At 46.2% G+C, this 25,546-nt stretch carries 22 protein-coding genes and 2 pseudogenes; 17 read left to right on the top strand and 7 right to left on the bottom strand.

What is annotated here, in order from left to right; translation table 11 throughout:
• The first annotated feature begins 241 nt into the window (after positions 1-241).
• From FH974_RS21775 to FH974_RS21760, 5 genes and pseudogenes are all read left to right on the top strand, one after another.
• Positions 242-1,798 carry an MFS transporter gene (locus FH974_RS21775; protein ID WP_207103766.1) on the top strand — a complete coding sequence of 519 codons (1,557 nt, stop codon included), beginning with the start codon at positions 242-244 and terminating at the stop codon, positions 1,796-1,798.
• Positions 1,799-1,923: 125 nt separating this feature from the next.
• A pseudogene (locus tag FH974_RS26540) lies at positions 1,924-2,034 on the top strand (transposase); the annotation flags it as partial.
• Between the two features lie 829 nt (positions 2,035-2,863).
• Positions 2,864-5,122 carry a TonB-dependent siderophore receptor gene (locus FH974_RS21770; protein WP_207103765.1) on the top strand — a complete coding sequence of 753 codons (2,259 nt, stop codon included), beginning with the start codon at positions 2,864-2,866 and terminating at the stop codon, positions 5,120-5,122.
• A 5-nt stretch (positions 5,123-5,127) separates the two neighbouring features.
• Positions 5,128-5,733, top strand: coding sequence for an ATP-binding cassette domain-containing protein (locus tag FH974_RS21765; protein ID WP_157038325.1), 606 nt, complete (start codon positions 5,128-5,130; stop codon positions 5,731-5,733).
• Complete coding sequence (locus tag FH974_RS21760; RefSeq protein WP_207103764.1) at positions 5,730-7,049, top strand: LLM class flavin-dependent oxidoreductase; 1,320 nt, start codon at positions 5,730-5,732, stop codon at positions 7,047-7,049. The genes FH974_RS21765 and FH974_RS21760 overlap by 4 nt, the downstream gene beginning before the upstream one ends.
• Positions 7,050-7,741: 692 nt before the next feature.
• Here the strand turns inward: FH974_RS21760 and FH974_RS21755 are convergent.
• Entirely contained in the window at positions 7,742-8,155 is a 414-nt protein-coding gene (locus tag FH974_RS21755) for an LmrA/YxaF family transcription factor (RefSeq protein ID WP_242551907.1), read from the bottom strand.
• Between the two features lie 65 nt (positions 8,156-8,220).
• On the opposite strand from FH974_RS21755, the pseudogene FH974_RS21750 reads away from it, so the two are divergent.
• A pseudogene (locus FH974_RS21750) lies at positions 8,221-8,580 on the top strand (helix-turn-helix domain-containing protein); the annotation flags it as partial.
• On the opposite strand, the gene FH974_RS21745 reads toward FH974_RS21750, so the two are convergent.
• The 5 genes from FH974_RS21745 to FH974_RS21725 form a co-directional block, all read right to left on the bottom strand.
• A complete protein-coding gene (locus tag FH974_RS21745; protein WP_047885909.1) occupies positions 8,581-9,456 on the bottom strand; it encodes an efflux RND transporter periplasmic adaptor subunit in 876 nt (291 codons plus the stop codon).
• Complete coding sequence (locus tag FH974_RS26475) at positions 9,453-9,683, bottom strand: DUF1656 domain-containing protein (protein WP_084712599.1); 231 nt, start codon at positions 9,681-9,683, stop codon at positions 9,453-9,455. The genes FH974_RS21745 and FH974_RS26475 overlap by 4 nt, the downstream gene beginning before the upstream one ends.
• Positions 9,676-11,616: an FUSC family protein gene (locus tag FH974_RS21735; protein ID WP_047885908.1), complete on the bottom strand. Its 1,941-nt coding sequence runs from the start codon at positions 11,614-11,616 to the stop codon at positions 9,676-9,678. The genes FH974_RS26475 and FH974_RS21735 overlap by 8 nt, the downstream gene beginning before the upstream one ends.
• Positions 11,613-12,077, bottom strand: coding sequence for a MarR family winged helix-turn-helix transcriptional regulator (locus tag FH974_RS21730; RefSeq protein ID WP_047885907.1), 465 nt, complete (start codon positions 12,075-12,077; stop codon positions 11,613-11,615). The genes FH974_RS21735 and FH974_RS21730 overlap by 4 nt, the downstream gene beginning before the upstream one ends.
• 164 nt (positions 12,078-12,241) lie before the next feature.
• Complete coding sequence (locus tag FH974_RS21725) at positions 12,242-13,165, bottom strand: LysR family transcriptional regulator (protein WP_207103763.1); 924 nt, start codon at positions 13,163-13,165, stop codon at positions 12,242-12,244.
• 127 nt (positions 13,166-13,292) lie between these two features.
• On the opposite strand from FH974_RS21725, the gene FH974_RS21720 reads away from it, so the two are divergent.
• The 10 genes from FH974_RS21720 (at position 13,293) to FH974_RS21675 (ending at position 22,718) form a co-directional block, all read left to right on the top strand.
• Positions 13,293-14,210: an alpha/beta hydrolase gene (locus FH974_RS21720; protein ID WP_047885905.1), complete on the top strand. Its 918-nt coding sequence runs from the start codon at positions 13,293-13,295 to the stop codon at positions 14,208-14,210.
• Positions 14,211-14,441: 231 nt separating this feature from the next.
• Positions 14,442-14,624: a DUF1330 domain-containing protein gene (locus FH974_RS26265; protein WP_242551906.1), complete on the top strand. Its 183-nt coding sequence runs from the start codon at positions 14,442-14,444 to the stop codon at positions 14,622-14,624.
• A 55-nt stretch (positions 14,625-14,679) separates the two neighbouring features.
• Complete coding sequence (locus tag FH974_RS21710) at positions 14,680-15,318, top strand: SDR family oxidoreductase (protein ID WP_047885904.1); 639 nt, start codon at positions 14,680-14,682, stop codon at positions 15,316-15,318.
• Positions 15,319-15,497: 179 nt separating this feature from the next.
• Positions 15,498-16,328 (top strand): SDR family oxidoreductase, encoded by an 831-nt coding sequence (locus FH974_RS21705; protein ID WP_207103762.1) that lies wholly within the window; start codon positions 15,498-15,500, stop codon positions 16,326-16,328.
• Between the two features lie 90 nt (positions 16,329-16,418).
• Complete coding sequence (locus FH974_RS21700) at positions 16,419-17,564, top strand: NADH-dependent flavin oxidoreductase (protein ID WP_207103761.1); 1,146 nt, start codon at positions 16,419-16,421, stop codon at positions 17,562-17,564.
• Between the two features lie 178 nt (positions 17,565-17,742).
• Positions 17,743-18,870 (top strand): low temperature requirement protein A, encoded by a 1,128-nt coding sequence (locus FH974_RS21695; RefSeq protein WP_047885901.1) that lies wholly within the window; start codon positions 17,743-17,745, stop codon positions 18,868-18,870.
• A 294-nt stretch (positions 18,871-19,164) separates the two neighbouring features.
• Entirely contained in the window at positions 19,165-20,079 is a 915-nt protein-coding gene (locus FH974_RS21690) for an alpha/beta hydrolase (protein ID WP_047885900.1), read from the top strand.
• A 60-nt stretch (positions 20,080-20,139) separates the two neighbouring features.
• A complete protein-coding gene (locus tag FH974_RS21685; RefSeq protein WP_207104249.1) occupies positions 20,140-21,078 on the top strand; it encodes an alpha/beta hydrolase in 939 nt (312 codons plus the stop codon).
• A 97-nt stretch (positions 21,079-21,175) separates the two neighbouring features.
• Positions 21,176-21,841: a flavodoxin family protein gene (locus FH974_RS21680; protein WP_047886335.1), complete on the top strand. Its 666-nt coding sequence runs from the start codon at positions 21,176-21,178 to the stop codon at positions 21,839-21,841.
• Positions 21,828-22,718: an AraC family transcriptional regulator gene (locus FH974_RS21675; RefSeq protein WP_047885898.1), complete on the top strand. Its 891-nt coding sequence runs from the start codon at positions 21,828-21,830 to the stop codon at positions 22,716-22,718. The genes FH974_RS21680 and FH974_RS21675 overlap by 14 nt, the downstream gene beginning before the upstream one ends.
• Positions 22,719-23,457: 739 nt before the next feature.
• Here the strand turns inward: FH974_RS21675 and FH974_RS21670 are convergent.
• Positions 23,458-24,363: a LysR family transcriptional regulator gene (locus FH974_RS21670; protein ID WP_107193877.1), complete on the bottom strand. Its 906-nt coding sequence runs from the start codon at positions 24,361-24,363 to the stop codon at positions 23,458-23,460.
• Positions 24,364-24,627: 264 nt separating this feature from the next.
• Here FH974_RS21670 and FH974_RS21665 point away from each other — a divergent pair, with 264 nt between their 5' ends.
• Positions 24,628-25,536 (top strand): alpha/beta hydrolase, encoded by a 909-nt coding sequence (locus FH974_RS21665; protein ID WP_207104248.1) that lies wholly within the window; start codon positions 24,628-24,630, stop codon positions 25,534-25,536.
• Positions 25,537-25,546: the final 10 nt, after the last annotated feature.

Genomic DNA, 25,546 nt, shown 5'->3' with positions numbered 1-25,546 from the left:
TGCATTCGTGGAGTGTGTACTTAGACGTAACCGCGAATACCAAACAACGGATTCAAAGTGATACGACCAAAGTCACCTTAGATCCACGTATCGAAAAATTTTCGTAAGCATATCAAAAACTACCGGCCAAATCCTGAAATTATAATTCCTTCCATCAACGTCACGAAGTTTATCACATATTGACCGACGGTCGGTCGTTGTATATTATTGAGAATAGTTATTATTCAATTGGTGGGTGATCATGCAACGATACCGAACTCATGCTCTTGTCATCGCGGCCTATCTCGGGACCTTTCTGTCGACACTGGACATCAGTATTGTCAACGTCGCGTTGCCGACGCTTCAGGAGGCCCTTCATGCAGATATGGCAGGGCTTCAGTGGATTATTAACATTTACGCCATCGCGCTCTCTGCAGTGATGTTGTCCGCAGGCCCACTGGGCGATAAATATGGTCACAAGCGGGTGTGGCTGGGCAGCGTTGCCCTGTTTGTAATTGGCTCCGTGATTTGTGCCTTCGCCTCCGATCTGAACACTCTGCTGTGGGGGCGAGGGGTTCAAGGGGTTGCCGGTGCGCTGTTAATCCCCGGAGCCATGCCTATCCTGACCCACGCATTTCCCGATCCCCGTCAGCGTGCACGTGCAATCGGTGGGTGGTCGGCTTGTAGTGCCTTGTCATTGGTTTCAGGCCCTTTGATCGGCGGCTTGTTGATTGAGCATATTGGCTGGTCAAGTATCTTTCTGGTCAATGTCCCAATTGGTATCATTGCTGCCTTGCTTGGGGCCTGGGGAATTGTCGAGCGCAAACACCCTGAACATGCAGCGTTTGATCCGGTTGGCCAGATATTGAGCATGATTTGGCTTGGAATGCTCAGTTATGCGCTGATTGAAGTTGGCGAGCATGGGGCTTCCACGGAGAAAGTCCTGCTTCCGCTTTCATGTGCCGCAGTGGCTTTTGTGGCCTTTGTCTGGATTGAATTGACAGTCAAGAGGCCACTATTCCCTATTCTTCTTTTTCGCAATATTTCTCTGGCCGTGGCAAATCTGGCTTCTTTTGCGTTGGGATTTTCGGCCTATGCAAGCCTTTTCTTTCTGTCACTGTATCTGCAACAAGCGCAAGGCGACACACCACTTACTGCTGGGTGGCACCTGATGCCTCAATTTATGGTAATGGGGGGGGCATCGTTGCTGTTCGGCCGTATGGCACAAAATATTTCGCTAAAAAAACTAATGGTTGGTGGATACGCCTTGATTGGGGTATCCCTATGCTCAATGTCACTGTTTACCGCCAATACGCCTTACCTTATTGTCGGTAGTATCCTGGCGATTCTTGGGCTTGGGATGGGGCTCTCCGTTCCAGCGACCGGGATGATGGTCATGAGCTATGCGCCCGCTGAGCGTGCCGGGATCGCATCGGCAACCATGAACGCGCTGCGGCAGATAGGCATGACACTGGGTATTGCGGTACTGGGCAGTATCATGAGCATCTATGCGATCCAGCAGATGGCTGAGGTAGTCAGTTCCAACAATATGCAAAATGCTGTGGAGATTGCCCAGCGCGCAATAGTCAGCAATGAACTTCCTCCTGGTCAAGAAAGGTTGCTCTCGGCTTATCGTGCCTCGATGGCGGCCGGGTTTGGAATGGTCATGTTCTGTACGGGCTTGCTCAGTGTGCTGACTGCGGTGCTGCTGGTCGTTTTCACGGATGACAGCCATACCTCGCATGTTCATTCACATGCTGGCAGTACAGCCAGCAACCATAGGAAGGCACATAAACATACCTACAACAAGTCTGCCTGAAATCATTGGTTTGCATAGTGTCTAGGGCAAGAAGTACTTTCCTCTATGCGGCCTGTGGTTTAGTGGTTTAATGAATCCGGGCACCATATTAGGTGGTAAGTCGCTACCAAAGAAAGAGGTGCTCCATGACAAGACAGCGTCGTTCATTTTCCGCCGAATTCAATCTTGAAGCCGCTTGTTTGGTTTTTGACAAAGGTTACTAAATGCCAGCAGCGAGCCGTTCATTAAATGTTGGATAAAGGGTTCTTAGGCGTTGGTTACACATCTTGAACAAGGGCTTGTCGAATGGGGGCTGCGGTGTGTTCGGTGTTGCAATGTCTACTTATTATGATCATCGCCAGCGCCGCCATGTGGTAGATGCAAAACGCTTGAATCTTCGTAGTGAGGTGAACAGACTGTTTACGTTAAGACGAAGCTCTGCGTGCATTTCCTAAAACAGCTAGAGGAGAAAATCGACCGCTGCCAACCGGATGACTGGCTTGGCAAGTTGTGTGCCTGGATTTAGGGAAATATTGAAGCCTATACAGAGAGTTACCGCCTCATGACATGGTTTCTCCGGAGATGGATCGCCAAATCTCTCTCTGTGTGATGATTGCAGACTGCTTACGTATTGTTGGAGTAACGGATTGGAAAGCTTGATGGTTGGTACTATCGCTCAAGAGTATTAACCAGAAGCTGGAGTATGGAAATACCCTCCCTGGTAGCTACCTACCATCATATTTTTCTAGAGATCAAAACTTTTGCCGCCTATTTACTAAAAGGAGCGATTCTAGCGAGGAGTTAATGCCAGTCGTATTTTGTGTGTCGGTATAACTAATGAACAATTGAACAATTCGCCTGAGCAATTCGCCCGTAAAGGGGTAGAGAAAGTCTTTATCATCGACCGTGTGGGTTTGTCAGAACGTTATTTATACAAGAAACAAAAAGTTGTAAATAACCGGCCAATTAACTAACAGTTCTGCATCAATATGGTTAAATGCAATTAATTATCATTCGAATTGACTGACGGTCAGTCTTTAATTAAAATCTCCGCAACTCGTTCAATCTTTAACCTTTGAGGCCAAGATGTTTTACTTTCATGCGTTACGTTTCCAGACATCTACGAATTCAGTATTTTCTCGCTTTTCTGACCCATTAGCTTCAATTACCGCATCGCTGCTGCTTGTTAGCGGTGCTTCAGTTTATGCTGAGGAGACGTCAAAAGGGGGAGTTCAGGAGACAGGAAAAGCCAGATTGAATGACACTTATACTGTGACCGTAACTGCTGGCAAAATGTCGGATGAGGGAAATGGCCCGGTTCGAGGCTATGTTGCAGAGCAATCAAGGGTCGGGACAAAAACTAACACCTCAATTCTGGAAACCCCGCAATCGGTTTCTGTAATTACTCGTGAGCAAATGGATACTCAGCAGCCAGTTAGCAGTAGCTCTGCACTGCGTTATACAGCGGGTGCGACAAGTGAGAAATATGGAGGATATGGTGGCTACCTCGATATTACTAGGATCCGTGGTGTTGACGCAGATTATTATCTGGATGGATTAAGAATTATCAGCAACCCAGGGAGTTGGCTGCCACAAATTGATCCCTATTCGCTCGAGCGGATTGAAGTACTGCGCGGCCCTGCTTCAGCCATTTATGGCCAAGGGACGGGGGGCGGTATCGTAAATCAGATCAGCCGCAAGCCGCAAGATGTTGCCCTGCACGAATTGAATCTTCAGTACGGCAGCTTCAATCGCAAGCAAATAGGTTTTGATAGCACAGGGCCGATTAATGATGATGGTACTTTTCTCTATCGTTTTACGGCAAGTGGCTTAGATACTGAAGGCCAAGTTGAAGATACCCGTCATAAACGGCTTTATGTGGTGCCTTCACTCACCTGGCAGCCAAATTTACAAACATCGTGGACGGTTATCGCGATGTACTCTCAGGAGCCCGAGCTTCCTAACTATAACAGTCTCCCGGCCGCGGTATTGGGGTTGGATGGCAGCCTGTATCCGCAGATAAACCGGCGAAGAAACTTTACGGATATGAATTTTGAAAACTCTTCACGCCAGCAGAGTTTTCTGAGTTCATTATTTGAGTATGATTTTGAAAACAGTTGGCGATTGGTTAGCAATGCACGATATATGTATGTCAAATCCGACATACAGCGTGGTGTTGTTTATGGATACCAGGAAGTAAACGGCTCCCCACAATTAAAGGGTTATTATGAACTGACACCCGCCAAGGTGAATACATTCTCCATGGATAACCACTTGATCGGCAATGTCGAATGGGGCGATATGACCCATACCATCCTGATGGGCGTTGATTACGCAAAAGGAACCCTGAAAAATGAGCTGTATAGTGTCGGCCCTATTTTGTTGGATCCTTATGGTTCTCAGTACCGCCCGAACATTGTTCCGGATTTCACCGCAAGTCGTCTGGCACCCTGGAAAGTAAAGCAAGAATTCACTCGTGTCGGTGCGTATCTTCAGGATCAAATGGCTTACGATCGCTGGCGATTGGTACTCAGCGCAAGGCATGACTGGTCGCAAATAGATGATGAGACTCACAGTTATTCACCGACGTCCCGAGTGAGCAAGCAGGACGATACAAAGTGGAGTGGCAGAGCGGGATTGAGTTATCAATTCGATATAGGCTTAGCGCCATATATTAGCTATGCAACGTCCTTTGATCCTTTGTTGGGAACGGACTATCAGGGAGAACCCTTTGTGCCGGTTGAGTCTGAGCAAACTGAAGTCGGCATCAAATTCCACCCTGCGAACTCTAGTACGCTTTTAACAGCAGCAGTATTTCAGCTTGAACAGACAAACGTGAAGACAAGTGACGCGGACCACCTGGGATTTAATACACAGGCCGGGAAGGTACGAACGCGAGGGCTTGATTTACAGGCGACAACAGAAATAGTAAGTAATCTCAACTTGATTGCAAACTATACATATTTAGACAATGAGCTCGTCAAAGATACCTCCTACCAAGGGAAAAGCCTGGCACAAACACCAAAGCACAGCGCTTCGATTTGGATGGACTATTTGATTAACTATGATGCCTTTTCCGGCTTGAAGCTTGGTGGAGGCGTGCGCTACCTCGGTAAGTCGTTTGGAGACCCGAGCAATGATTTCGAAGTGCCTTCCGCCACTGTGATCGATTTGGCTGCCACGTACCAGCTTGATTCTCTTTCTTCGGAACTGAGTGGGGCGACACTCGCATTCAATGTGAGTAACCTGACGGACAAACAGTATGTCGCTAGCTGTACATCGCGACTTTATTGCTTTGTTGGGCAAGAACGGTCGATGATCGCAACATTGAGCTACCGTTGGTGAATTCTGTGACCAATTGTCTATATTCTCGCCGCGATGTACTGGGCCAGTTGCTGATGGGATGCACGGTTGTCGCGATGTCTCGTTTGTACGCAGGGATTTCTGCTTCGATGGTTATCACCAATATTGCCGCGCGCAGGATACATCTCGACCGACCTATCAAGTGTCTTCTGTTGGGCGATGGGGCTTTAGCTTATGTACTGTCTTCTCTCAATGGTGGCCAGAGGCAACTGGTTTCGAAGGCCCAAGCGTTAATTTTGACCCCTCAGGCCCAGTTACTCGATCAGCCTACAAGTTCCCTCAATTTACAGCATCAGCTCGTAGTGCTTGGGTTGCTGTGTCAGTTATCGCGAGTTCGACCAATGTGCGTCGTCATGGCAGTGCACAACATAAATCATGCCTTGCGATTTACAGATAATGTGGTCGTTCTTCGTGACGGTGAAGTGGAAGTTTCTGATTCGCCGGTTGATGTATTGACGCCGAGTCTATTGGAAAAAATATATGGTGGTCAGGCTCGAGTGGAACGGTGTTTACAGGGATATCTATATCTTTTAGTGGATTATTCAGTCAGAAACAGTTCGATATTACCTACAATAACGAAGGAGACGGTATGAGCATATCTCGTGGTCAGTTAACCCTCTTGGCAATGCCCAGTATCCACGCGGGTGCTTGGCGTTACCCCGGAGCTCGGCCTGATTTTCATGCCAATTTTGAGCAGATGAAATGGTTTGCCCAGACTCTGGAGCAAGGGTGTTTTGATGGGCTGTTTTTGCCAGATACCTTGGCGATAAGAGCAGCACCGCTCGAAGCTCTGATGAAAGGGCATAGCGTATCTACCCTAGACCCGTTGACCTTGCTTCCTGCACTAGCAGCCGTGACGCAGCATATCGGCCTTATCGCTACGGCGAGCACCACCTACAATGAACCCTATACGCTTGCTCGTCGTCTGGCTTCGCTTGATGTCATCAGCAACGGCAGGGCAGGCTGGAATCTCGTGACTTCAAGTAATCCAAACGAAGCGGCAAATTTTGGTGCTGAACAGCATATGGAGCACAGTGCAAGATACTTAAGAGCCAGAGAATTCAGTTCCGTTATGGACGGACTGTGGGAGAGTTGGGAAGAAGATGCATTCTGCAGGGATGTACAAACTGGTTGCTATTTCGATCCTGAAAAAATGCATATCCTCGATCACAAAGGCCCACACTTTTCTGTGCGAGGCCCCTTGAATGTTGAGCGACCTATTCAGTCTCGCCCTGTCATTGTCCAGGCCGGCGCGTCGGAGGCTGGGCGACAAATTGCGGCTGAAACTGCAGAAGTTATCTTCACTTATCAGACTGATCTCGACGGGGCTCAGCGCTTTTATACTGACATGCAGTCCCGAGCACAGGCTGCCGGGCGGCCACATAAACTGAAAATAATTCCAGCAGTTTTCGTTGTGCTGGGCGATAGCTTGGAGCAGGCGCAGGAAAAAAGACGCCAATTAGATCAACTGGTCGATGACGCGAGTAGTTTGGCAACCTTGTCAATTGCACTGGGACATGATGTCTCGCAATATGATGAAACAGCTCCTCTTCCTGATATTCCTGAAAGTAATGCGAGCAAAAGTGGCCGTGATCGAGTCATCGAACTGGCAAAAAAAGAGGAACTGAGCATTATTGCATTGGCAAGGCGCATTTGTGGATATCAGGGTCTGGAAATGGTTGGAACGGCAACGATGGTCGTTGAGCAAATGCAGCATTGGTTCGAAAACGGAGCTGCGGACGGGTTCAATATCATGTTCTCTCATTTACCCGGAGGCGTATCTGAGTTCGTAGAGCAAGTGGTTCCTGAATTACAAAGGCGGGGGTTGTTAAGATTGCAGTATGAGGGTAACACGTTTCGAGAAAACCTCGGTTTAGCAACGCCTCCTCACGGTTACTCACGCTGTTAAAATGTCGTACTGTTTTGGGGCAGGTCAGTTATGTGTAAGCATTTTGACATTGATATATCGATGAATATTCTTGCTCCGAGATTTTGTAGGTTTTCGGGCTGGGATTCAAAGGCGGATTCTAGAACGTGAGAACCACTTTATGGTACTGCCATAAAAAACGCCTCTTAATACCGTTCGTTGTAAACCTACAAAAGCGTGGTACAGAAAGAGGCGTTTTCAAGTTATCGTTGTGACAATTATCAAGTTATGGTGGTAAATATCACTTTATGGTTGTTTCAACAATAAATTCGCAGGTGTAGACAGTTGGTGTTTTGAGGTAGTAAAAAGGCCGCTAAAAAGCGGCCTCAAATAGTGTTGATGCAACCATAAAGTGATAATCACACTCTAAATATAATCAATTGGTTAAAAGAAAAACAACCATGTGCTGATATCGAGTAATACAACCATAAGTTGAAATTATTGTGATTTATTGTTTGTACTGAGGTGCCTTATAAAGGAAACTTTCTTTCAAAAACACTTCAAAGACCAATAATAAGTGAGGCGGGTTAGTGCATATTTTCCTTGCAATAATGGCTCAATATTAGACAGAAGTGTGTTTCGGAAAACAGAATATTAGCATTCCATGAATTAAACCAGATATGGCAAAGTCGCTTAACTCGATATCTCAAACTAGTTATGTAGCACACTCACTATTAGGCGTTATATTCCATTAACTTAGGCACGCATTTTAAAATTGCATCTAAAGGTTGGATATTTTGATGCGCTCGACACAACACAACGGCTCCTTCGATACTCGCAATGATTCCCAACGCAAGTGTTTGCGCATTAGATACCGAGTGACCTTGAGAAATTAGGTGATCAGCGATAAGCGATTGCCAGTTATTAAATACTTGTGGTACCGCGTTTTTGACCTTTTCTCCTTCCGGCTCCTGCGGAGCTTCAATGGCCGCATCCACAATTGGGCAACCAGCACGAAAATCCGATTTTCTTAGGCGCTCACGCCACTGCGACAGGAACAAGCTAATTCCATTTTTATTATCCACATCAAGACAGGCTTGTAATTGTGCGGCCGCTTTTCCTCCCGCCCAAAAAATGGCCTTGGTCACAATTTGCTGCTTTCCTCCAGGGAAATTGTGGTACGTAGAACCAAGCGGTGCATTAGCAATGTATCAAAGCCTGTAAGGTCATGGGCGTATCAAGAGACACGTTATATCGTTATCAAGAGTTGGTTAAAACTGGTGGTATCGATGCCCTTATTAATCATAGTCTTATAACACCAAATATGAAGAATCGTGTCGATAATGAAACTGAACAAGTGGTTCTAAAGTACGTCATTGATTTTCCAGCTCATGGACAAGCCCGAACAAGCAATGAACTACGCACACTGGAGGTGTTTATTTCTCCAAGTGGCGTTCGCTCAATCTGGCTTCGTAATGATCTAGAAAACTTCAAGAAACGCCTTATAGCACTTGAGAAAAAGGTTTCTGAGAACGGTATCATCTTAACGGACGACCAAGTTGCAGCCCTTCAATTAATTAAATTCTTCTAGCGAAACAGAAACGGTTCGTCCTGCAATTAACGTGAAGTCCTTTGGAATCGTATCTATTTTGATCCGAACTGGAATGCGCTGAGCGAGGCGTATCCAACTGAATGTCGGATTCACATTTGCCAGTAATGTTCCTGAAGCTGTTGTTCTTTCACTGTCGTTAATTCCCGCAGATAACCCTTCAACATGCCCATATATCGTTTTGGTTTCGCCCATCACAAAGATGGTGGCGAGTGCACCATTCTGTATACGGCTTAGTTTTGTCTCTTCAAAATATCCGGAGACATAAAAACTATTTTGATCAACAAGTGCCATGACTGGTACGCCAGCAGAGGCGAATGTACCTGGTCTGAGAGAGAAGTTCGTTATCACACCATTAACCGGCGAGTAGATGTCGGCTCTGCTCAGGTTAATTTCAGCCAGTTCTAGGTCTGCTAAAGATTTATCCACGCTGGCCTGAGCCAAAATTAGTGCATCGCGTTTATCGTCACGTTGCTGCGCCGAGACTGCGTTATTTAATCGCTGATAGCGTTTGTATTCCCGATCAGCTGCGTGAAGTGTGGCGTTGGCTTGTTTCACCATTGCTTTGGCTTGCGTAACTTCATTGTTCAGGCGCTTTTTATCCAAACTAAACAGCAGTGTGCCTTTGTTAACGACCTGATTATCGTGAACGTAGACGGCTTCTACATTTCCTGAAATATCGGTGGCAAGCGGAACGATATCGGCACGAATCTTTCCATCTCGAGTTTGCGGCGCATAGTGATAGTAACTGTATAAATTCCAAACAACGACGCCTGCTAGCAGCACTGAACCTGTTGTTATTAGAACTTTAAAGCTCGATACAACTTTGTTTTTAATCATGATAGTGAATGACCTGTTGGTGTTGTGATGATCGCAAATACGTGAAAGACCAAGCCGGTAAGAGAAATTAATAGGGCTGAGTCAAAAATGGGTCTTTGCGCGATGAGTCGATAGAAACCTGTCCTTAAAAGTAAATAGGAGAGTAAGATTCTGAGGCAATAAGCGAGCACTATACATAACAGCAATGGTGAAACGTAAATCCCCAAAATATCGAGTTCGTTAAGCATAAGATGGTTTCCAGTGTGGTGCTGTTGGATAGAGGGCGATTCGCAATCCGGTTAATAGATGTAAAACGTCAGTTTGGTTTTCATGGTTCGCACGCTGAATGTTGAGATCGATTTGTCTGAGCAATTCGTCCGTCAATTGAGATTGACTGTCACGGTGCTGGCTGAGGTTTTGCAGCAGTGGTTGCAATGTTGAGGGCATTGAGTGTTCGCTGCTCATCAACTGTCTCAATTTGGCCGTTATGATGTTGGCTCTGAGTTGAGTCAGAAGGATGAGGCTGTCTTTGCCGAGTGTTGCGTCTAGTCTCGATAACTGTAAAGCCATTCTGTCCAAGGAACGAATCACATAGTTTTCGATCGCTACGTCATCAAATCTGTGAGTCAGTGCCTGTTGATCTTTTTGCTCGCGCTTCAATAGTTGGTGTAGTGCATGTTGTGCTCCCCAGCGGCGGCATAATGCGACGGCAACGAAAGCTACAAAGATGCCTGTTAACGTTGCTACAGAGCTTTCCAAAAAGAAGCCAATGTCGAAAGGTGAATAATGATTTTGGAAGTTGATGTTACTCAGACTCAATGCCAGAACCAACACCGCCAGGGGGCTTCTTGATGCCCAAATTCCCATTGGCAACATAAAAGCAGCCATGATCACCAGAAAGCTGGTTTGGTTATTTGCCATTGGTAGCAACAGGTATCCCAAAATAAACGCGGTAAAGGTGGAGATAAATGCAAAGCGTCCAAACTGAGTTATAGCGATACCGGGTTCATCGCTGGCGCCAAAAAAGCTAATCGCCACCACACCCAGCAAGACTAAGTTGGGGCCCTGAGTCCATCCTGTCAGATACCAGACGGCACTGAGCAACGAATACGTCAGTAATATCCCGACGAACATGCGTGACATCAAGCCCGTGTCTGGCGGGAGCGGAAATGCTTTGGCTTTCATCGCCGCGTAGCGCATGAAACCGTGAATGGGTTTGTCTTCCATAAGACGTTGAAACGCAGTCACATATTCCCAGTCCTGAATGTGCTGGTTGAGCAATAACTGAATTCGATTGAGCACCAGTTTTTCCCATGGGGAGGATTGATGATAAACCTCGCTAGGTATCTTAATCGGTTGAACTTCCAATGCACCGCTATGGGTTTTCAGGCTTTCCAAACTTGGTAACAGGCGTTCACGTGTTTCAGAAGATAAATTGTGTATTGCATGACCCAGTGCAGAAATCGTCGGAATCATCTTCATGATTTGACTTTGCAGTGCGATGACGGCTTGGCGTGTCTGTCGATTAACAGCGTGGTCACGCTTGATGGTTGAAACCAGCAGAGACAATGATGAAACGTCGTTGAGAACTGCCAGCCTGTCTGCGTCTGTCGAATGATCGGTAATGCCAGCGAGGCAATCATCACGCCATGTTTTAAGGTCACGAACCCAGTTATCCACTCGAGATTGAATCATGGGTTGCGTGGTTCCCGGAAAAAACAGCGTATCGACGAAGGTGACCGATAATATACCAATGCAAATTTCGACAACTCTCGTCACAACCATCGTAAACATATGTTCAGGCTGACCGATGTACGCAACCAGCACTAACATAATGGTGACACCAGCCAATTGCAGGCTGTAAGCTCTTGGTGTTCGGTCGGCAAAAGACAAAGCAAGGATTGTAGAGGCAACCAAACCTGTTACGATCACCAAAATGAAAGGTTCACTCGCTAGCCAGGCTGAGAGTAGCAGTGAGATGAGGCCAGCAAATAATGTTCCTGCAAACCGGTATGTGGCTCGGGCTCGGACAGCGCCGGACAAAGGGTTACTTAACACACAGCACGTCACCATCGCCCAGTAAGGGTTCGTCAATCCAATCTCTACCGCGACGAAATAGGCGAGCATGGCCGATACATAAATTTTGGCAGCGAATAGCCATTGTTGACGCGTGATGTTCATTTCTTTGACTTAGATTGCAGCACAAACTCGTTGGCCCGCTTTTCAAACAACCGTAATACTTGAGTTGCTTGTTCAATCGCTGCCAAATCAACGTCATTCATCAGTTCAAGACGCAACGCGTCGGCAGCCCGCTCTATGCTTACCGCGATTTCGGTTCCCTTGGGCAAGATATGCAGAGTTTTGATTCGTCGATCGGCAGTGTCTTCGCGGCGCTCTAGCAATTGTTCATTGCTAGCTTGATCCAATAGGCGAACTAAAGCGCCAGGATTGATGCCAATTTCCTCAGCTAATAATTTCTGATTTAAACCTTGTGGATTTCGATACACAAGAACAACAGCGCTTGCCAGAGACATCGAGATGCCGTAGTCCGCGATGACTTCAGATACCGCTCGTTTCCAGGCGCGTCTTACTGGTTGAAGACTATTCGTGAGTTCGTGAAGAAGTGCGATTTTTTCTTGCATAGTCATGCCTCATATCAAGCTTTCTGTATGCCGTTCGTGGTGGCGTGGAGCGGATGATAGGAAATTATCGTTGCTTTAGCAATTACTTTGAAGGCAATCTAATTCTGTATGGACAGGCAGGGTTGAGGATAAAAAAATAGCCCCAGTATTTTGGGGCTACATTTTTATGGCGTGAAAAGTTCCCGCTTTTCTATCAGAAAGTCCATGAGAACTCTGATTTTTTTCGGCATCTGTTCGCGTGAAGGAACATAGAGGTAAAAGCCTGGGAAAGGTTTGCACCATGGGGTAAGAACTCGCGTCAGTCTTCCATCTTTTATGGGCTCTTGTACCCATAAATCAATGTGCTTAACTAATCCTACCCCCTGAATTGCGGCTTGGAGCATACTGTTGTCATCATTGAACACCGCATTGCCTTTAGGTTCAAAGACAACGGTATGACTGTCAGAGCCTGGCGCCGTCAACGCCCAATGATCGAGTGTGCTACTGGAAGTAAATCGATAGGCGAGGCAGTTGTGCATCTCCAGATCTTTGGGGCTTTGCGGAATCCCATTTTTTTTCAGGTACTGTGGGGAGCCCACGATTGCCGTCGTCAAAGGGGGAGTGATGGGAACGGCGACCATATGTTCATCCAAACTTACCCCCAAGCGAATACCCGCGTCCAACCCATCTGCCACGATATTTGTGAATCCGTCGTCCATCATTAACTCCAACCGTATCTTTGGATAACGTGACAAAAACTCACCAATATGTGGCTCGATAAGAAGTCTGGCGGCAGTCCTGGATGAACTGATACGTATCAGTCCAGACGGTTCAATGTGGGAATCATTTAACTCGTTAACGACTTGCTCAATGCTTGTCAGAGAAGGATGCATAATATCCAGTAGACGTTGCCCCTCGTCTGTCAGTGACATATTACGAGTGGTGCGATTCAACAATCGCACCTGGAGTTGCTGTTCCAGCGCTTTTAGATGCTGCGACAATGCAGCACGCGTTACCCCCATTTCTGAGGCGGCTTTCGTAAAGCTTCGGTGGCGAGCAATGTGAGCTAACCACGTCAGTGAAGAGATAAGAGAAGGTTCAATAGGCATTTGTTTAGTTTAACTTAACACTCATGTGTGTGAAACGATATTTATCATATACAGTTCGTTCACTAAGATTGCTTCAAGTTTACGTCATCCTAAGACGAACGGTGAATCGCTACAGGAGCAATGAGATATGTCTAAAGTCACTTTCAAAAACCTAAATGGTCAAGGCATCGAGATTTCTGCTGAGATCAACTTCCCACGCAATTTTGACGAAAGCAAACAATATCCAGCCATCGTTGTTTCCCACCCTGGTGGTGGCGTGAAGGAGCAAACGGCGGGTCTGTATGCCCGAAAACTTTCAGAACATGGCCTCATTACCATTGCGTTTGACCGCTCGTATCAAGGTGAAAGCACTGGAGAACCGCGCCAATTGGAAAACCCTTACGTAAGCACTGAAGATGTCAGCGCTGTGGTGGATTACCTAACCGTACTGCCTTATGTCGACAGCGATAAGATTGGTGCAATGGGTATCTGTGCCGGCGCGGGTTACAGCGCAAATGCGGCAATAAATGATCGTCGTATTAAAGCTTTGGGCATGGTGAGTGCCGTTAACATTGGTCAAATGTTCCGCAATGGCTGGGACAATACTGTGGCAGATGCTGACGCAGTGGGTTATCTGGAGTTCGGTTCTAATGCACGTACGACAGATGTAAGTAGCGGTGAGTATGCGATCATTCCACTGGCTCCGATGCGTGAAGAAGATGCTCCCAATGCGGAGCTACGCGAAGCATGGGAATACTACCATACACCCCGTTGTGAACATCCAAACGCACCGGGTTTCGCACTGACACGTAACCTGAATCAGATCATCACCTATGACGCTTATCACAAGGCGGAAGCTTTCCTGACTCAACCAATTTTTGCGATTGCAGGTAGCGAAGCTGGCAGCAAATGGATGAGTGATGACCTTATTGCTCGTGCGGCCAGCAAGAATAAAACGCTCTATGTTGTTGACGGTGCTAATCATATGTCTCTTTACGACGTACTACCGTATGTCGATGAAGCGGTAGCGCAGTTGGCTCCGTTCTTTAAAGAGACGCTGAAGTAATCGGTAACAGAGATCGGGCAGTGGCTCAATTATCGGTGCCACTGTCCACTATTGGTCATATAGCGGCACGCAAATTGGACTGATAAGCCGTTGATACCCAAGCCAAATGCATTTTGAGGAATATTAAATGTCAACGTTCATTGTTTTTACTCGGGAAAGCACGCAAGACCAAGAGGCGTTGGATACCTATATGAATTTGGTCGCCCAACCCTTGAAGGGCATACAGTTAACGTGCTCTCGTCTTACGGAGCATTGGAAACATTAGAAGGTGAAGAACCTGAGGGTGTGATCATTGTGGAATTTCCAACGAAAGCCGCAGCACGTGCTTGGTATGACAGTCCAGCCTACCAACAGGTTGTGCAATACCGCTTTAAAGGGGCTAAGTACCGAGCGCTTATGGTTGATGGAAACTAAGTTTCTCTATTAAAGCAGGGGATACATCTAAACGATTGTGATGAGGAAAAGTGATATGAGTAATGTTCTTGTACTTGGTGCCAGCGGGCAAATTGCGCAGTGGGTTGTGAAATCATTGAATGAGCAAACAACCCTAAATCAAACGTTACTGCTGCGTAACCCCCAAAAACTCGTCGACATTGCTTCTGCGAAGGCGAAAGTTGTTGTGGGAGATGTGTTAGACCGAGCACTGCTTAAATCCGCGATGGACGGGCAGGATATTGTTTATGCCAACTTAGCCGGTGATGATCTCTATGCCCAGACAGCCGCTGTGATCGATGCAATGCAGGAAACTGGCGTGAAGCGTCTGATCTTCGTGTTGTCTCTGGGGATCTACGATGAAATCCCTGGCAAATTTGGCGAATGGAACGATGCCATTATTGGTGAGTCGCTAAAGTACTATCGGCGAGCGGCTGATGCAATCGAAGCGTCGGGTTTGGATTACACCATTCTGCGTCCGGCTTTGCTGACTGATGAAGACGAAGTGGACTATGAAATCACAGCGAAGAATGAAGCATTCAAAGGTACGGTCGTGTCACGAAAAAGTGTCGGTGATCTTATTACGCAAGTCATTCTAAACCCAGCGACTTATGTGGGTGCAAACCTCGGTGTCAATAAACCGAATACCGACGGCGATCAGCCCTATTTCATGTAAGAGTAAGCACGCTCTGCGTTGACGAAATACCTTTCTGGTCAGCGCGTTCATTCTCACTGTTATTTATATGTGCACGTCTTTTGGGGCGTGTACTGGAGCGCTAATGTCTTCCGTTTTTGTTAACGAAGATATTTCTGAATGACGGTACATTTTTACCCTTATTTTACTGAGGAGAAATTATGACTCGTATTTGGTTTGTCACGGGCACGACCCGAGGTATGGGAACAGCCATCGTTAAAGCCGCTTTGGATCAGGGTGATAAAGTCGTGGCGACTGGCCGCAATATAGCGCGTCTTCGGAAGCTCTTCGCTAACGTACCCACAGATCGCATCGAATTTTTAGAGTTGGATTTCGCGAGTGAGCCACAGGCTCAGTCTGCAGTCAACGAAGCCGTAAAGTGTTTTGGTCGTATCGATGTGTTGGTCAACAATGCTGGTTATTGCTTATTGGGGCGTTTTGAGGAAGCAACGGCACAGCAAATTGAAGCCCAGTTTGCGACCAATCTATTTGGCATGGCCAACGTATTACGTGCGGTGCTGCCAGTGATGAGGCGTCAGGCCAGTGGGCGGATTTTTAATACGTCTTCGATTGCTGGCGTCAAAGCGGTTGCCAATGCGACTTTCTATTCCGCTTCAAAATATGCCGTTGAAGGGATGACTCTGGCTTTAGCTGATGAGGTCGCGCCGTTGGGCATTCAAGTGACGGCGATTGAGCCGGGCTTTTTCCGGACCGAGTTCCTCAATGATCAGTCGGCGGAGTACGGTCAAAACCACATTGACGATTACGAGCCTTATGGCAATACACGCGACCGGCTTGCTGCAGCCGACGGCCAGCAGCAAGGAGATCCAGCCAAGTTGGCCCAAGTGATCGTTCAAGTCGCTAATTTAGAAAAGCAGCCACGGCAACTGTTGATAGGCAATGACGCAATTGATTTCGTGATGCCTTCGTTAGAGGCACGAATTGCAGAAACTCACGAGTTCGCAAGCCTTACGCAATCGACCGATTTATAGCACACGTTAGTGGCAGCTGAGTGAAACTCAATCCCGTGATTATGAATGGGTTACACCAATAGATAGTGTTTTTAGAGGTTATAAACAGAAATGAAAGATGCATTATTTCAATCCTTTAAGTTCGACAATGGCGTGACATTGCGCAACAGAGTCGTGATGGCACCAATGACGACTTGGTCATCCAATCCGGACGAAACCATCTCCGATGAAGAACTCATGTACTACCGCGCTCGTGCCCAGGGCGTGGGTTTGATGCTAACAGGATGCAGTCATGTTCAACCCAGCGGGATTGGATTCACCGATGAATTTGCCGCGTATGACGATCGCTTTATTCCCAGCCTGAGCAAACTTGCGGATGCTTCCAAAAGTGGCGGTGCGGTCGCGGTGTTACAGCTGTTCCATGCGGGTAATAAAGCAGTGCCGGATTTAATCCCCAATGGTGAATTAGTCAGTGCCAGTGCCAGTGCCAGTGCCGTAGCGGCACCGAAAGGGCCATTTAACGATGGTAAATTGGCAAGTCGTGAGTTAACAGAAGCAGAAATTCTGGAATTGATTCGTGATTTTGGCCAAGCCACGCGTCGAGCGATTGAAGCGGGTTTTGATGGGGTAGAACTACATGGTGCGCATGGATTTCTGATTCAGAACTTCTTGTCGCCACTCTTTAATCAACGCAATGACCAATGGGGCGGTTCTCTTGAAAACCGTATGCGTTTCCCTCTGGAAGTAGTGCGTGAAGTTCGCAGAGTGATATCTGAACATGCAAGCCGTCCTTTCTTGCTTGGCTATCGTATTTCACCGGAAGAGCCGGGCGAGGGATCGTTGCGGATTGATGATGCGTTAGTGCTGTCGGAAAGATTGGCCGAAGAAGGTAATATCGATTACTTGCACACTTCGCTGTACAACATTATTTCTGGTCAGTCGCAGGATGACACCAGTGGTAAAACGACGGCTCAACGTTTTATCGAGCGTGTGGCTGATCGAGTTCCATTGATGGCTGCTGGTGAGGTACGTACTCCTGATGAGGCTCGCAACGTGCTTAACATCGGGATGCCACTTGTTGTGGTAGGACGCAGCTTGGTGATGAACCCAACGTGGGTCGAAATGGCGCAAGATGGACGTGACCCGGATATTCGTAAGGCGTTAGATCTGGCTGATAGCGCCGAAGGGCTGCAAGTCCCAGCGAAGTTATGGGAAGTCATAAAGTCGACGCCGGGGTGGTTTCCTGTTCAGTCATAATGTCGAGTATACATCATTGACTTTCGTCCAATGGCCCTATTGATTAGGGCCATTTTCGTTTGGAAAGTCCTTACGTGACCGCCTATGATTTAACGTATTCAAACCAAGCTCTGTATGATGAAATTCGAAATAAGGGTTCAGTGACCGAGGCCATTTAAAAGCCCGTAGGGATTTCGCGATGCAAAAACAAGAAGACTATGAAATTGCGCCTTTGGAGCTGTTTTTTGACCTCATTTTTGTTTTTGCCCTAATACAGTTATCACATCATCTTGCTGAGCATCTAAGCTGGCGAGGTTTTGCCGAAACAGCGACCCTGCTCGTTGCTGTGCTCTCAGTCTGGTCTTATACCAGTTGGGCGGCCACAATGATTCCGGTGTCCAGAGCAACGTGTACCATGATGTTGTTATTGGTCACTATGCTTGGATTGATCATGAACGCCGCCATCGGTTCTGCCTTTAGTGTTGCCCCCTGGAGTTTTGTTCTCCCCATGTTATGCATTCAGATTGGCCGCACAATCTGGACGATTATCAATGCCCCAACCAAAGATTATAAACGGCACTTCAAGGCATTATTGATCTGGCTTCTATTTGCCTCGCCGTTGTGGATTTTAGGTGCACAGGCTGATTCGGATACGAGGCTTTTTTGGTGGGGCGCCGCGGTCTTAATGGATTTACTGGGCTCTTATCTCGCTCACCCAATCCCAGGATATCGTTTGAACTTTGAACAACTTCCTTTTGACGCGGAACATATGCTTGAGCGATATAACCTTTTCATTATTATTGCGCTTGGTGAAACAATCTTGATGACGGGAGCATCCATAGCAAAAGCCCCTACAGACTTGATGACAATATTTACGGGTTCGTGCGCTTTATTGATTACGATTTCACTTTGGGCATTGGCATTTGGTTCCATCCAAAAGCATGCTGAAGCGCACGCTATCGTTACGATAAATCCAGTTAGAATTAGTCACTATGCCATGAATATCATGACGATAATGGTAGCCTGCCTAATTGTGTTGGCGGTCGGAAACGAAAACGTTGTCCATCATCCCGTCGGTCATGCAGCTTTATCCACTGGGTTAATGATTTCGCTTGGGCCTGGAGTCTTTCTACTCATGCAAGGTCTATTTCTTAAGAGCATGCTAAACATCAAGTCGAAATTGCATTGGTTCGGAGGGATTCTGACGGGGTTGTCGGGCTTATGGATTCTTATTCTTTCGCCGTATTTTGTCATTTTTATCATAGGGCTTGTGCTTGCCTGTTTTGCGTTTTTGGACTGGCATAACTGGCATAAATCGATGGAGTAAACCCGGTGGCAGCACTAAGAATTTGTTGAATTCGACAGGGTGGTGTTTTTGAGTTTTCATGAAAAATATAAATTTATCATTGTGTTATGATTATATTTTGCTGAGGCTTACTCAAGCAAAGCGTCCGGCTTCGTTATTTCAGGCATAAAAAACAAATCAGGCAAGTAGCTCGTCATTTTAGGCAAACATACGAATTGCCACCTACCTATAATAGCTCTATGTCAGGAGCAGACGACAATCGTTGGTACATCAATTCCTCCTGATAACGACGAACTCTAGTTAGGAGCAATCCAAATGAATAAAGTCTACTTCCCAAACACAAACGGTCTGGATATTACGCTAGCCGGACTGATTAACTTCCCTACAAACTTCGATGAGAACAAACGCTACCCAGCGATTGTTGTTTCGCACCCAGGTGGGGGTGTCAAAGAACAAACAGCGGGCACGTACGCTAAAAAGCTTGCTGAACAGGGGTTTATCGCGCTCGCATATGACGCTTCTTATCAAGGTGAAAGTACGGGGAGTCCTCGTCAACTGGAAAACCCTCATGTACGTACTGAAGATGTAAGTGCGGTTATTGATTACCTAACGACTCTGGAATATGTCGACAGCGATCGCATTGGTGCGATGGGTATCTGTGCCGGTGCTGGTTATACTGCAAACGCAGCGATTAATGATCGTCGTATCAAAGCGGTGGGTACCGTGAGCATGGTTAACATTGGGCAAATGTTCCGAAACGGTTGGGACAATAATGTCAAAGACAGCGATGCCATTCCTTTTCTTGAAGCTGGTTCTGGTGCGAGAACCGCAGATGCGAGTGGTTCCGAGCCTGCGACAATCCCAATGGCTCCAATGAAAGAAGAAGATGCACCTAACGAAGAATTGCGTCAGGCCTGGGAGTATTACCATACCGATCGCGCGGCCTATTGCACTGCGCCTGGCTTCGCGACCGCTCGTAGTCTGACACAAATCATTGCCTATGATGCGTTCTTCAAAGCAGAAGCTTTCTTAACTCAACCTTTACTTACAGTTGTTGGTAGTAATGCAGGCAGTAAATGGATGAGTGATGACCTGATGGTTCGTGCCGCGAGCAACGATAAGCAAATGTATGTCGTTGATGGAGCTAATCACATGGATCTCTACGACGGAGAGTCTCCGATTGCTGAAGCAATCGGTGTGCTGGCACCATTCTTTCAGCGCACGCTGTAACCACAAGCCAATCAATTATGAAGGCTCAATGTCATGAGCCTTCATGTCAGGAGTTGAATGATGAACATCAAAAAAGTGACCTTCCGAAATGCTGATATGGCCTGGGATATGGCTGCGTTAGTTCTGCTTCCGGACGGCTTTGACGATTCAAAACGTTATCCGACTATGATCAGTGTCCATCCATTTGGCAGTTGTAAAGAGCAAACATCCAGTGCTGTTTATGGCAAAGCTCTGGCGGAGTTGGGTTATGTCGTCATCGCCTTTGACGCCAGTTTCCAAGGTGAGTCGGGTGGTTTGCCTCGGTACGTGGAAGACCCAACTCAGCGAGTTGAGGACATCAGCCGCGTGATCGACTATGCGATAACATTACCTTATGTCGATGAAACCCGAATCGGTGGACTGGGGATCTGTGGCGGTGGTGGTTATATTCTAAACTCGGCACTGACAGAAAAACGTTTAAAAGCCGTGGTTGGTATTACGCCAGTTAACGTTGGACGTTTGTTCCGTGAAGGGTTTAGTTTGTATTACCCAATCGGCGCTCTTGAAGCCATGGCGGCGCAACGCACTGCAGAAGCCCGTGGTGCTGAGTTGCAAGTGAATGAACTTTTACCGCCAAGCCTTGAATTTGCCAAAGAAAATGGTTTGACTGAACGCGATGTTTTTGAAGCAACTGATTACTATAAAACACCGCGAGGCCAGGCTGAAGGTGGCGCAACACGTATGTTGTTCTCTCATGCACAAAAAACGTTAAGTTGGGATGCATTCGCTTTTGCGGAAACCTTGATGACGCAACCAATGATGGCAGTGGTTGGGCAGAAAGTTGGGGCGTTCGGAGCATTTCGTGATGGGCAGGAGATCTATGGCAGAGCCGTAGCGTCGAAAGATCGCAAACTGGTCGATCTGGAGAACTGGTCACATTACGAACTGTATGACCACCCTGAAGCGGTGGGACAGGCGATGGATAAAGTGGCGCCGTTCCTGGCTGAATATCTCAAATAAATGACCCAAATGCGTTCTTCGAATGTTCGAGGAGCGCATGATTTTCATTGGTCGCAATCAAACGATTGTTCTTTTTAATACTCATGGGATGGCAGCTATGGTTCGCTGGATAATGATTTTTCTGTTTGCTCTGGCCATCTTGTTGTTTGTTGTGGCCTTTGTGGTTACGCGTATTGAGAATTCACAATATGCTGAAAACAAGTCGTACAAGGATAAGTGGTCAGGGGCGGAACTACGAGAAACAACGACGGCGATTGTCGTATTTTCACGCTCTGGGAATACCGGGGTATTGGCTGATCATATTGCGACTAAAACCGATGGCGATGTCTATGAGATTTTGGCTGAAAAATACCAGCTTGGAATTCCAGGTTTGATCAGCGCATTAAATGACGCGAGGGGTAATGTTGCAGAAATCTCACCGGCTCAGATCGATCTTACGCAATATGATACCGTGTATTTGGGTTCGCCTATTTGGTTGTATAGCCCGGCACCACCCCTATGGCAATTCGTTGAAAATAATGATTTTACCAACAAGAACGTGGTTCTTTTTAATACGTTTAACAGCAAATTTGAGCAACATTTTATCGATGAATTCGAGGCATTAGTACGCTCAAATGGTGCGATAAATTTCACTCATCAATACGTTAAACGTGGACGAATGGGAGGACAGATTTCATCGCAGGAACTAACACAACGGTTCGATGAAAAATACGATAATGAAAGTGTAAGCGAAATAGTGGGTGATAGTGATGAACAACAGTAAGGCAAGTCAGATTCTGGTGGAGCAAGTGCAAGCGTATAGCAGTAAAGAAGGTAGCTATACGACGGAAATACCGGGATTAGAAGTTCATATCCGAAATACCCCCACGGCACCACTGCATTGTATTTATAGCCTCGGATTCTCGTTGATCCTCCAAGGCAGTAAGAAATTGGCGATTAATGATATGCAAGTGCCCGTGGAAGCTGGCCAATCGATGCTGACAACATTTGATACGCCGATTGTGTCACATGTCACTGAGGCGACGCGGCATCAGCCTTTTCTAGCGATCGTATTAAAACTGGATTACGAACTGATCATGCAGACGTGTGCTGAGCTGAAACTCGATAAACCAGACCGTAACTTTGATTACCAGCCCATTTCCATCCAGAAAATGGACAATGGGATATACCGAACCATGAGCCGTCTTTTGGAGTTAGAGCAAGAACCTGAGTATCTTAACAGCTTAATCCCGTTGATTAAAAAGGAACTCATTATTCGACTTTTACATGGGCCGCATGGTATGCAATTACGTCATATCGCCTCCGTGGGCTCTCCCAGCAATCACATACTTAAAATTGTGACCTGGATGAAGAAAAACTTCACCGAGACAGTGGGGATGAATGAATTGGCTGATCAAGCACACATGAGCGCCTCTAGCTTTAGGTTGCATTTCAAAGCATTGACTGGAAGTAGTCCGTTACAATATTTGAAAAACTTACGCCTCCAAGAGGCGAGAGAACAAATGCTGATAAATGGCTTGGATGCGACTCAGGCAAGTAATCTGGTTGGCTATGAAAGTGCGTCGCAATTTAGCCGTGAATACAGTCGTTTGTTTGGGCTTCCACCACAAAAAGACATTCAACGTCTGCGTCAAAATTAGACGTTTTAAAAAGAATGAATATTAATATTTGTCTGTGGTGCTGACCCTTTTGATAAGGGGGATTATTGTTCTGTGTCAGCGGAAGTCATAGAACCATGAGAGGAGGCTCAGTTGGGGCACGTCAGATTCCAGTTTTGCACCAAATATGTACACTGATCTCAGGCTTTCAGCAACATCATGGCATAGAACCGATTCAGTAAGCTGGCTTCAATAGCGAAACAGCTTTTGCTTTGGTCAGCTTGTGGCGTGGTATTGATGGCCAAACGGGTTGCTCAGGATTTTGAAGTAAAGCGATAGATTGCTTTATTTTTTTGCCCAGAACTGCATTGAAAATATCATAGAGATGAGTCTGGTTGTGTCATCGTGACAGTATGAAAGAAAAAATCTTACACTTTCCGTTGCAGCTGCTTAATCAAGGGAAGGTTATGTCACCTTATGCTTCATTTCTATGTCATATTATGGTGAGATTGGTTCGATAAGCCTCTGATATGATGCTCGCATTTATGTCTGCTTATGACATATCTTCCCCAATTTTCAACATAAATTGCAGTAGAAGCTGAGATAGTTACTCAATTGCGTAAATCAATGACATTCCAATTGAGTGTGTCGTTTTTTAGGAACGGTTTTCTTTAACTCATATTTGCCCCACTCCTTGATGGAACCAGATAAACTATGATTTCTGATTACTATGTTTTGACCTACTTTTCCTAATGTGATGAGGTGTTTATCTAATAGTGCTTTACCAGAGATCTCTTTTCTCCTTTAGAAAATGAATGAGAATACGAGTTTTGGCTGGCATATTTTCGCGTGATGGGACGTAGAGGAAAAAACCAGTGAATGGTGAACACCATTCATTTAGCACTCTGACTAATTTACCGCTCTCTATATGCTCTCTGACAGCGAAATTTATATGTTGTATTAACCCAATACCGTTTACCGCAGCCCTAATCATCCCTTCATCATCATTTGTAATAAGTTTGCCGTTAGGTTGAACCTCAAAATCTCCGCCATTCGGATCCGTGAATTCCCAGGAATACAAAGAGTGGCTTGTTGAGTTTCTAAAGCCTAAACAGTTGTGATTAACGAGATCTGAAGGTTTGGCCGGGGTGCCATATGTTTCAAAATATTGAGGTGACCCAACTACCGCCATTTCCAACATTGGAGTGATAGGGATCGCTACGACATGCTCTGCCAGAGATTCCCCCAATCTTATACCAGCATCGCACCCATCCGCGATTATATTGGCTAATCCGTCGTCCATAATTAGCTCGATTTTTAACTTCGGATATCGGGTCAAAAATTCCGCGAGATGGGGTTCTAAAATATACTTTGCTACGACTCTGGAAGTATTAATTCTTAACAGCCCTGTAGGCTCGACATTGATTTGACCAATATTTCGTAATGCTTCTTCAATTGACCCAAGCGCTGGTTGCAGAGTTTCATACAATAATCGTCCCTCTTCGGTAAGGGACATATCTCTGGTCGTTCTATAGATCAACGTGACGCCTAATTTCTGTTCCAGAGATTTTAGGTTTTGAGACAGGGCAGCCCTAGTAACCCTGAACTCTCTAGCTACTTTAGTAAAACTTTTTAGATGTGCAATGCGAACAAACCACAAAAGCGCTGGGAGTAGTGATGGTTCCATAAATATAACCCAATTGTTAAGTGTTGCTTAATTCTGTAGTCATTATTATGTGCTTGTTGTATCCAAATAACAAATCTATATTTAACTCAGTTTCCGGTTACCTAAGCCTGACGACAAGCTTCTAGAGTTGAGCAATCTCCTTAGGTGATTAGTTAACGGGAATGAAACCTACAGAGGTGATTTACAAAACAATCGCAATAACGTTTGCCTGTAAATTTCCTCGTAAAACAGATTGTTAATGAGGAATTTATTGTGAAAAGTGTAATGATAAAAAACAAATACTGGGATATTGCCGCTGACATTTACTATCCGCCAGGCTTCAGTGAAGATAAAAAGTATGCAGCCATTATCAGTGCCCATCCAATAGGTAGCTGTAAAGAGCAAACCTCAGGTGAAGTATACGGTGCGGCTCTAGCTGAAGCGGGATTTGTAGTAATCGCATTTGACGCAAGTTATCAAGGTGCAAGCGGTGGTGAGCCTCGCTATATCGAAGACCCAACACAACGAGTTGAAGACTTTAGAGTTGTTACTGATTACTTAATGACACTGCCATATGTTGATGAAAACAGAATCGGTGTGTTGGGGATATGTGGCGGTGGCGGTTACGCTATTAACGCTTCAATGACAGAACGACGTATAAAAGCCGTTGGTACCATCACGGGCGCAAACTATGGTCGATTAATGAGAGAAGGTTTTAGCGGTTTTGACCCTATCAGTGCAATGGAAGCTATGGCAGCTCAACGCACCGCCGAAGTGCGCGGAGAGCAGCTTCGAGTTGATGATTTATTGCCTTCATCTCCAGAAGAAGCGAGAAGTTTAGGCCTCGTAGAAACAGATTTAATGGGTGCAACTGAATATTACCGTTCAGATCGTGGTCGTAAACCAAACGGCGTCAATCGTTCTATGTTTTCTCACCAAGCAGCAGCAGTGGGTTGGGATGCATTCCATTTGGCCGAAGTACTTTTAACTCAACCTCTTCTGGTTGTTGTCGGCGACAAAGTAGGTGCGTTCGGCGCGTATCGAGACGGTTGTGAAATCATAGGCCGAGCGGCTTCAAAGAATAAAAAGTTAGTAGAGTTGCAAGGTTGGTCTCACTATGATCTTTATGACAAACCGGAGCCAGTAGGCATGGCGCTAGAAAAGCTGATCCCGTTCTACAAAGAAAACCTATAGTCGAAAAGCA

Origin of the sequence: Photobacterium ganghwense, assembly GCF_017329545.1 — a bacterium.
GTDB lineage: Bacteria > Pseudomonadota > Gammaproteobacteria > Enterobacterales > Vibrionaceae > Photobacterium > Photobacterium ganghwense.
Note: the sequence above shows the minus strand (reverse complement) of the source record. Positions and strands in the feature narration are given on the sequence as shown.

What these genes read in the sequence shown, in the direction of transcription:
- FH974_RS21730 (WP_047885907.1), bottom strand. Translation starts at nt 12,077, where the DNA reads ATGCAAGAAAAAATCGCACTTCTTCACGAACTCACGAATAGTCTTCAA.
- FH974_RS21700 (WP_207103761.1), top strand. Translation starts at nt 16,419, where the DNA reads ATGAAAGATGCATTATTTCAATCCTTTAAGTTCGACAATGGCGTGACA.
- FH974_RS21665 (WP_207104248.1), top strand. Translation starts at nt 24,628, where the DNA reads ATGATAAAAAACAAATACTGGGATATTGCCGCTGACATTTACTATCCG.
- FH974_RS21670 (WP_107193877.1), bottom strand. Translation starts at nt 24,363, where the DNA reads ATGGAACCATCACTACTCCCAGCGCTTTTGTGGTTTGTTCGCATTGCA.
- FH974_RS21690 (WP_047885900.1), top strand. Translation starts at nt 19,165, where the DNA reads ATGAATAAAGTCTACTTCCCAAACACAAACGGTCTGGATATTACGCTA.
- FH974_RS21675 (WP_047885898.1), top strand. Translation starts at nt 21,828, where the DNA reads ATGAACAACAGTAAGGCAAGTCAGATTCTGGTGGAGCAAGTGCAAGCG.
- FH974_RS21735 (WP_047885908.1), bottom strand. Translation starts at nt 11,616, where the DNA reads ATGAACATCACGCGTCAACAATGGCTATTCGCTGCCAAAATTTATGTA.
- FH974_RS21720 (WP_047885905.1), top strand. Translation starts at nt 13,293, where the DNA reads ATGTCTAAAGTCACTTTCAAAAACCTAAATGGTCAAGGCATCGAGATT.
- FH974_RS26475 (WP_084712599.1), bottom strand. Translation starts at nt 9,683, where the DNA reads ATGCTTAACGAACTCGATATTTTGGGGATTTACGTTTCACCATTGCTG.
- FH974_RS21705 (WP_207103762.1), top strand. Translation starts at nt 15,498, where the DNA reads ATGACTCGTATTTGGTTTGTCACGGGCACGACCCGAGGTATGGGAACA.
- FH974_RS21760 (WP_207103764.1), top strand. Translation starts at nt 5,730, where the DNA reads ATGAGCATATCTCGTGGTCAGTTAACCCTCTTGGCAATGCCCAGTATC.
- FH974_RS21745 (WP_047885909.1), bottom strand. Translation starts at nt 9,456, where the DNA reads ATGATTAAAAACAAAGTTGTATCGAGCTTTAAAGTTCTAATAACAACA.
- FH974_RS21725 (WP_207103763.1), bottom strand. Translation starts at nt 13,165, where the DNA reads ATGCCTATTGAACCTTCTCTTATCTCTTCACTGACGTGGTTAGCTCAC.
- FH974_RS21680 (WP_047886335.1), top strand. Translation starts at nt 21,176, where the DNA reads ATGGTTCGCTGGATAATGATTTTTCTGTTTGCTCTGGCCATCTTGTTG.
- FH974_RS21685 (WP_207104249.1), top strand. Translation starts at nt 20,140, where the DNA reads ATGAACATCAAAAAAGTGACCTTCCGAAATGCTGATATGGCCTGGGAT.
- FH974_RS21695 (WP_047885901.1), top strand. Translation starts at nt 17,743, where the DNA reads ATGCAAAAACAAGAAGACTATGAAATTGCGCCTTTGGAGCTGTTTTTT.
- FH974_RS21710 (WP_047885904.1), top strand. Translation starts at nt 14,680, where the DNA reads ATGAGTAATGTTCTTGTACTTGGTGCCAGCGGGCAAATTGCGCAGTGG.
- FH974_RS21775 (WP_207103766.1), top strand. Translation starts at nt 242, where the DNA reads ATGCAACGATACCGAACTCATGCTCTTGTCATCGCGGCCTATCTCGGG.
- FH974_RS21770 (WP_207103765.1), top strand. Translation starts at nt 2,864, where the DNA reads ATGTTTTACTTTCATGCGTTACGTTTCCAGACATCTACGAATTCAGTA.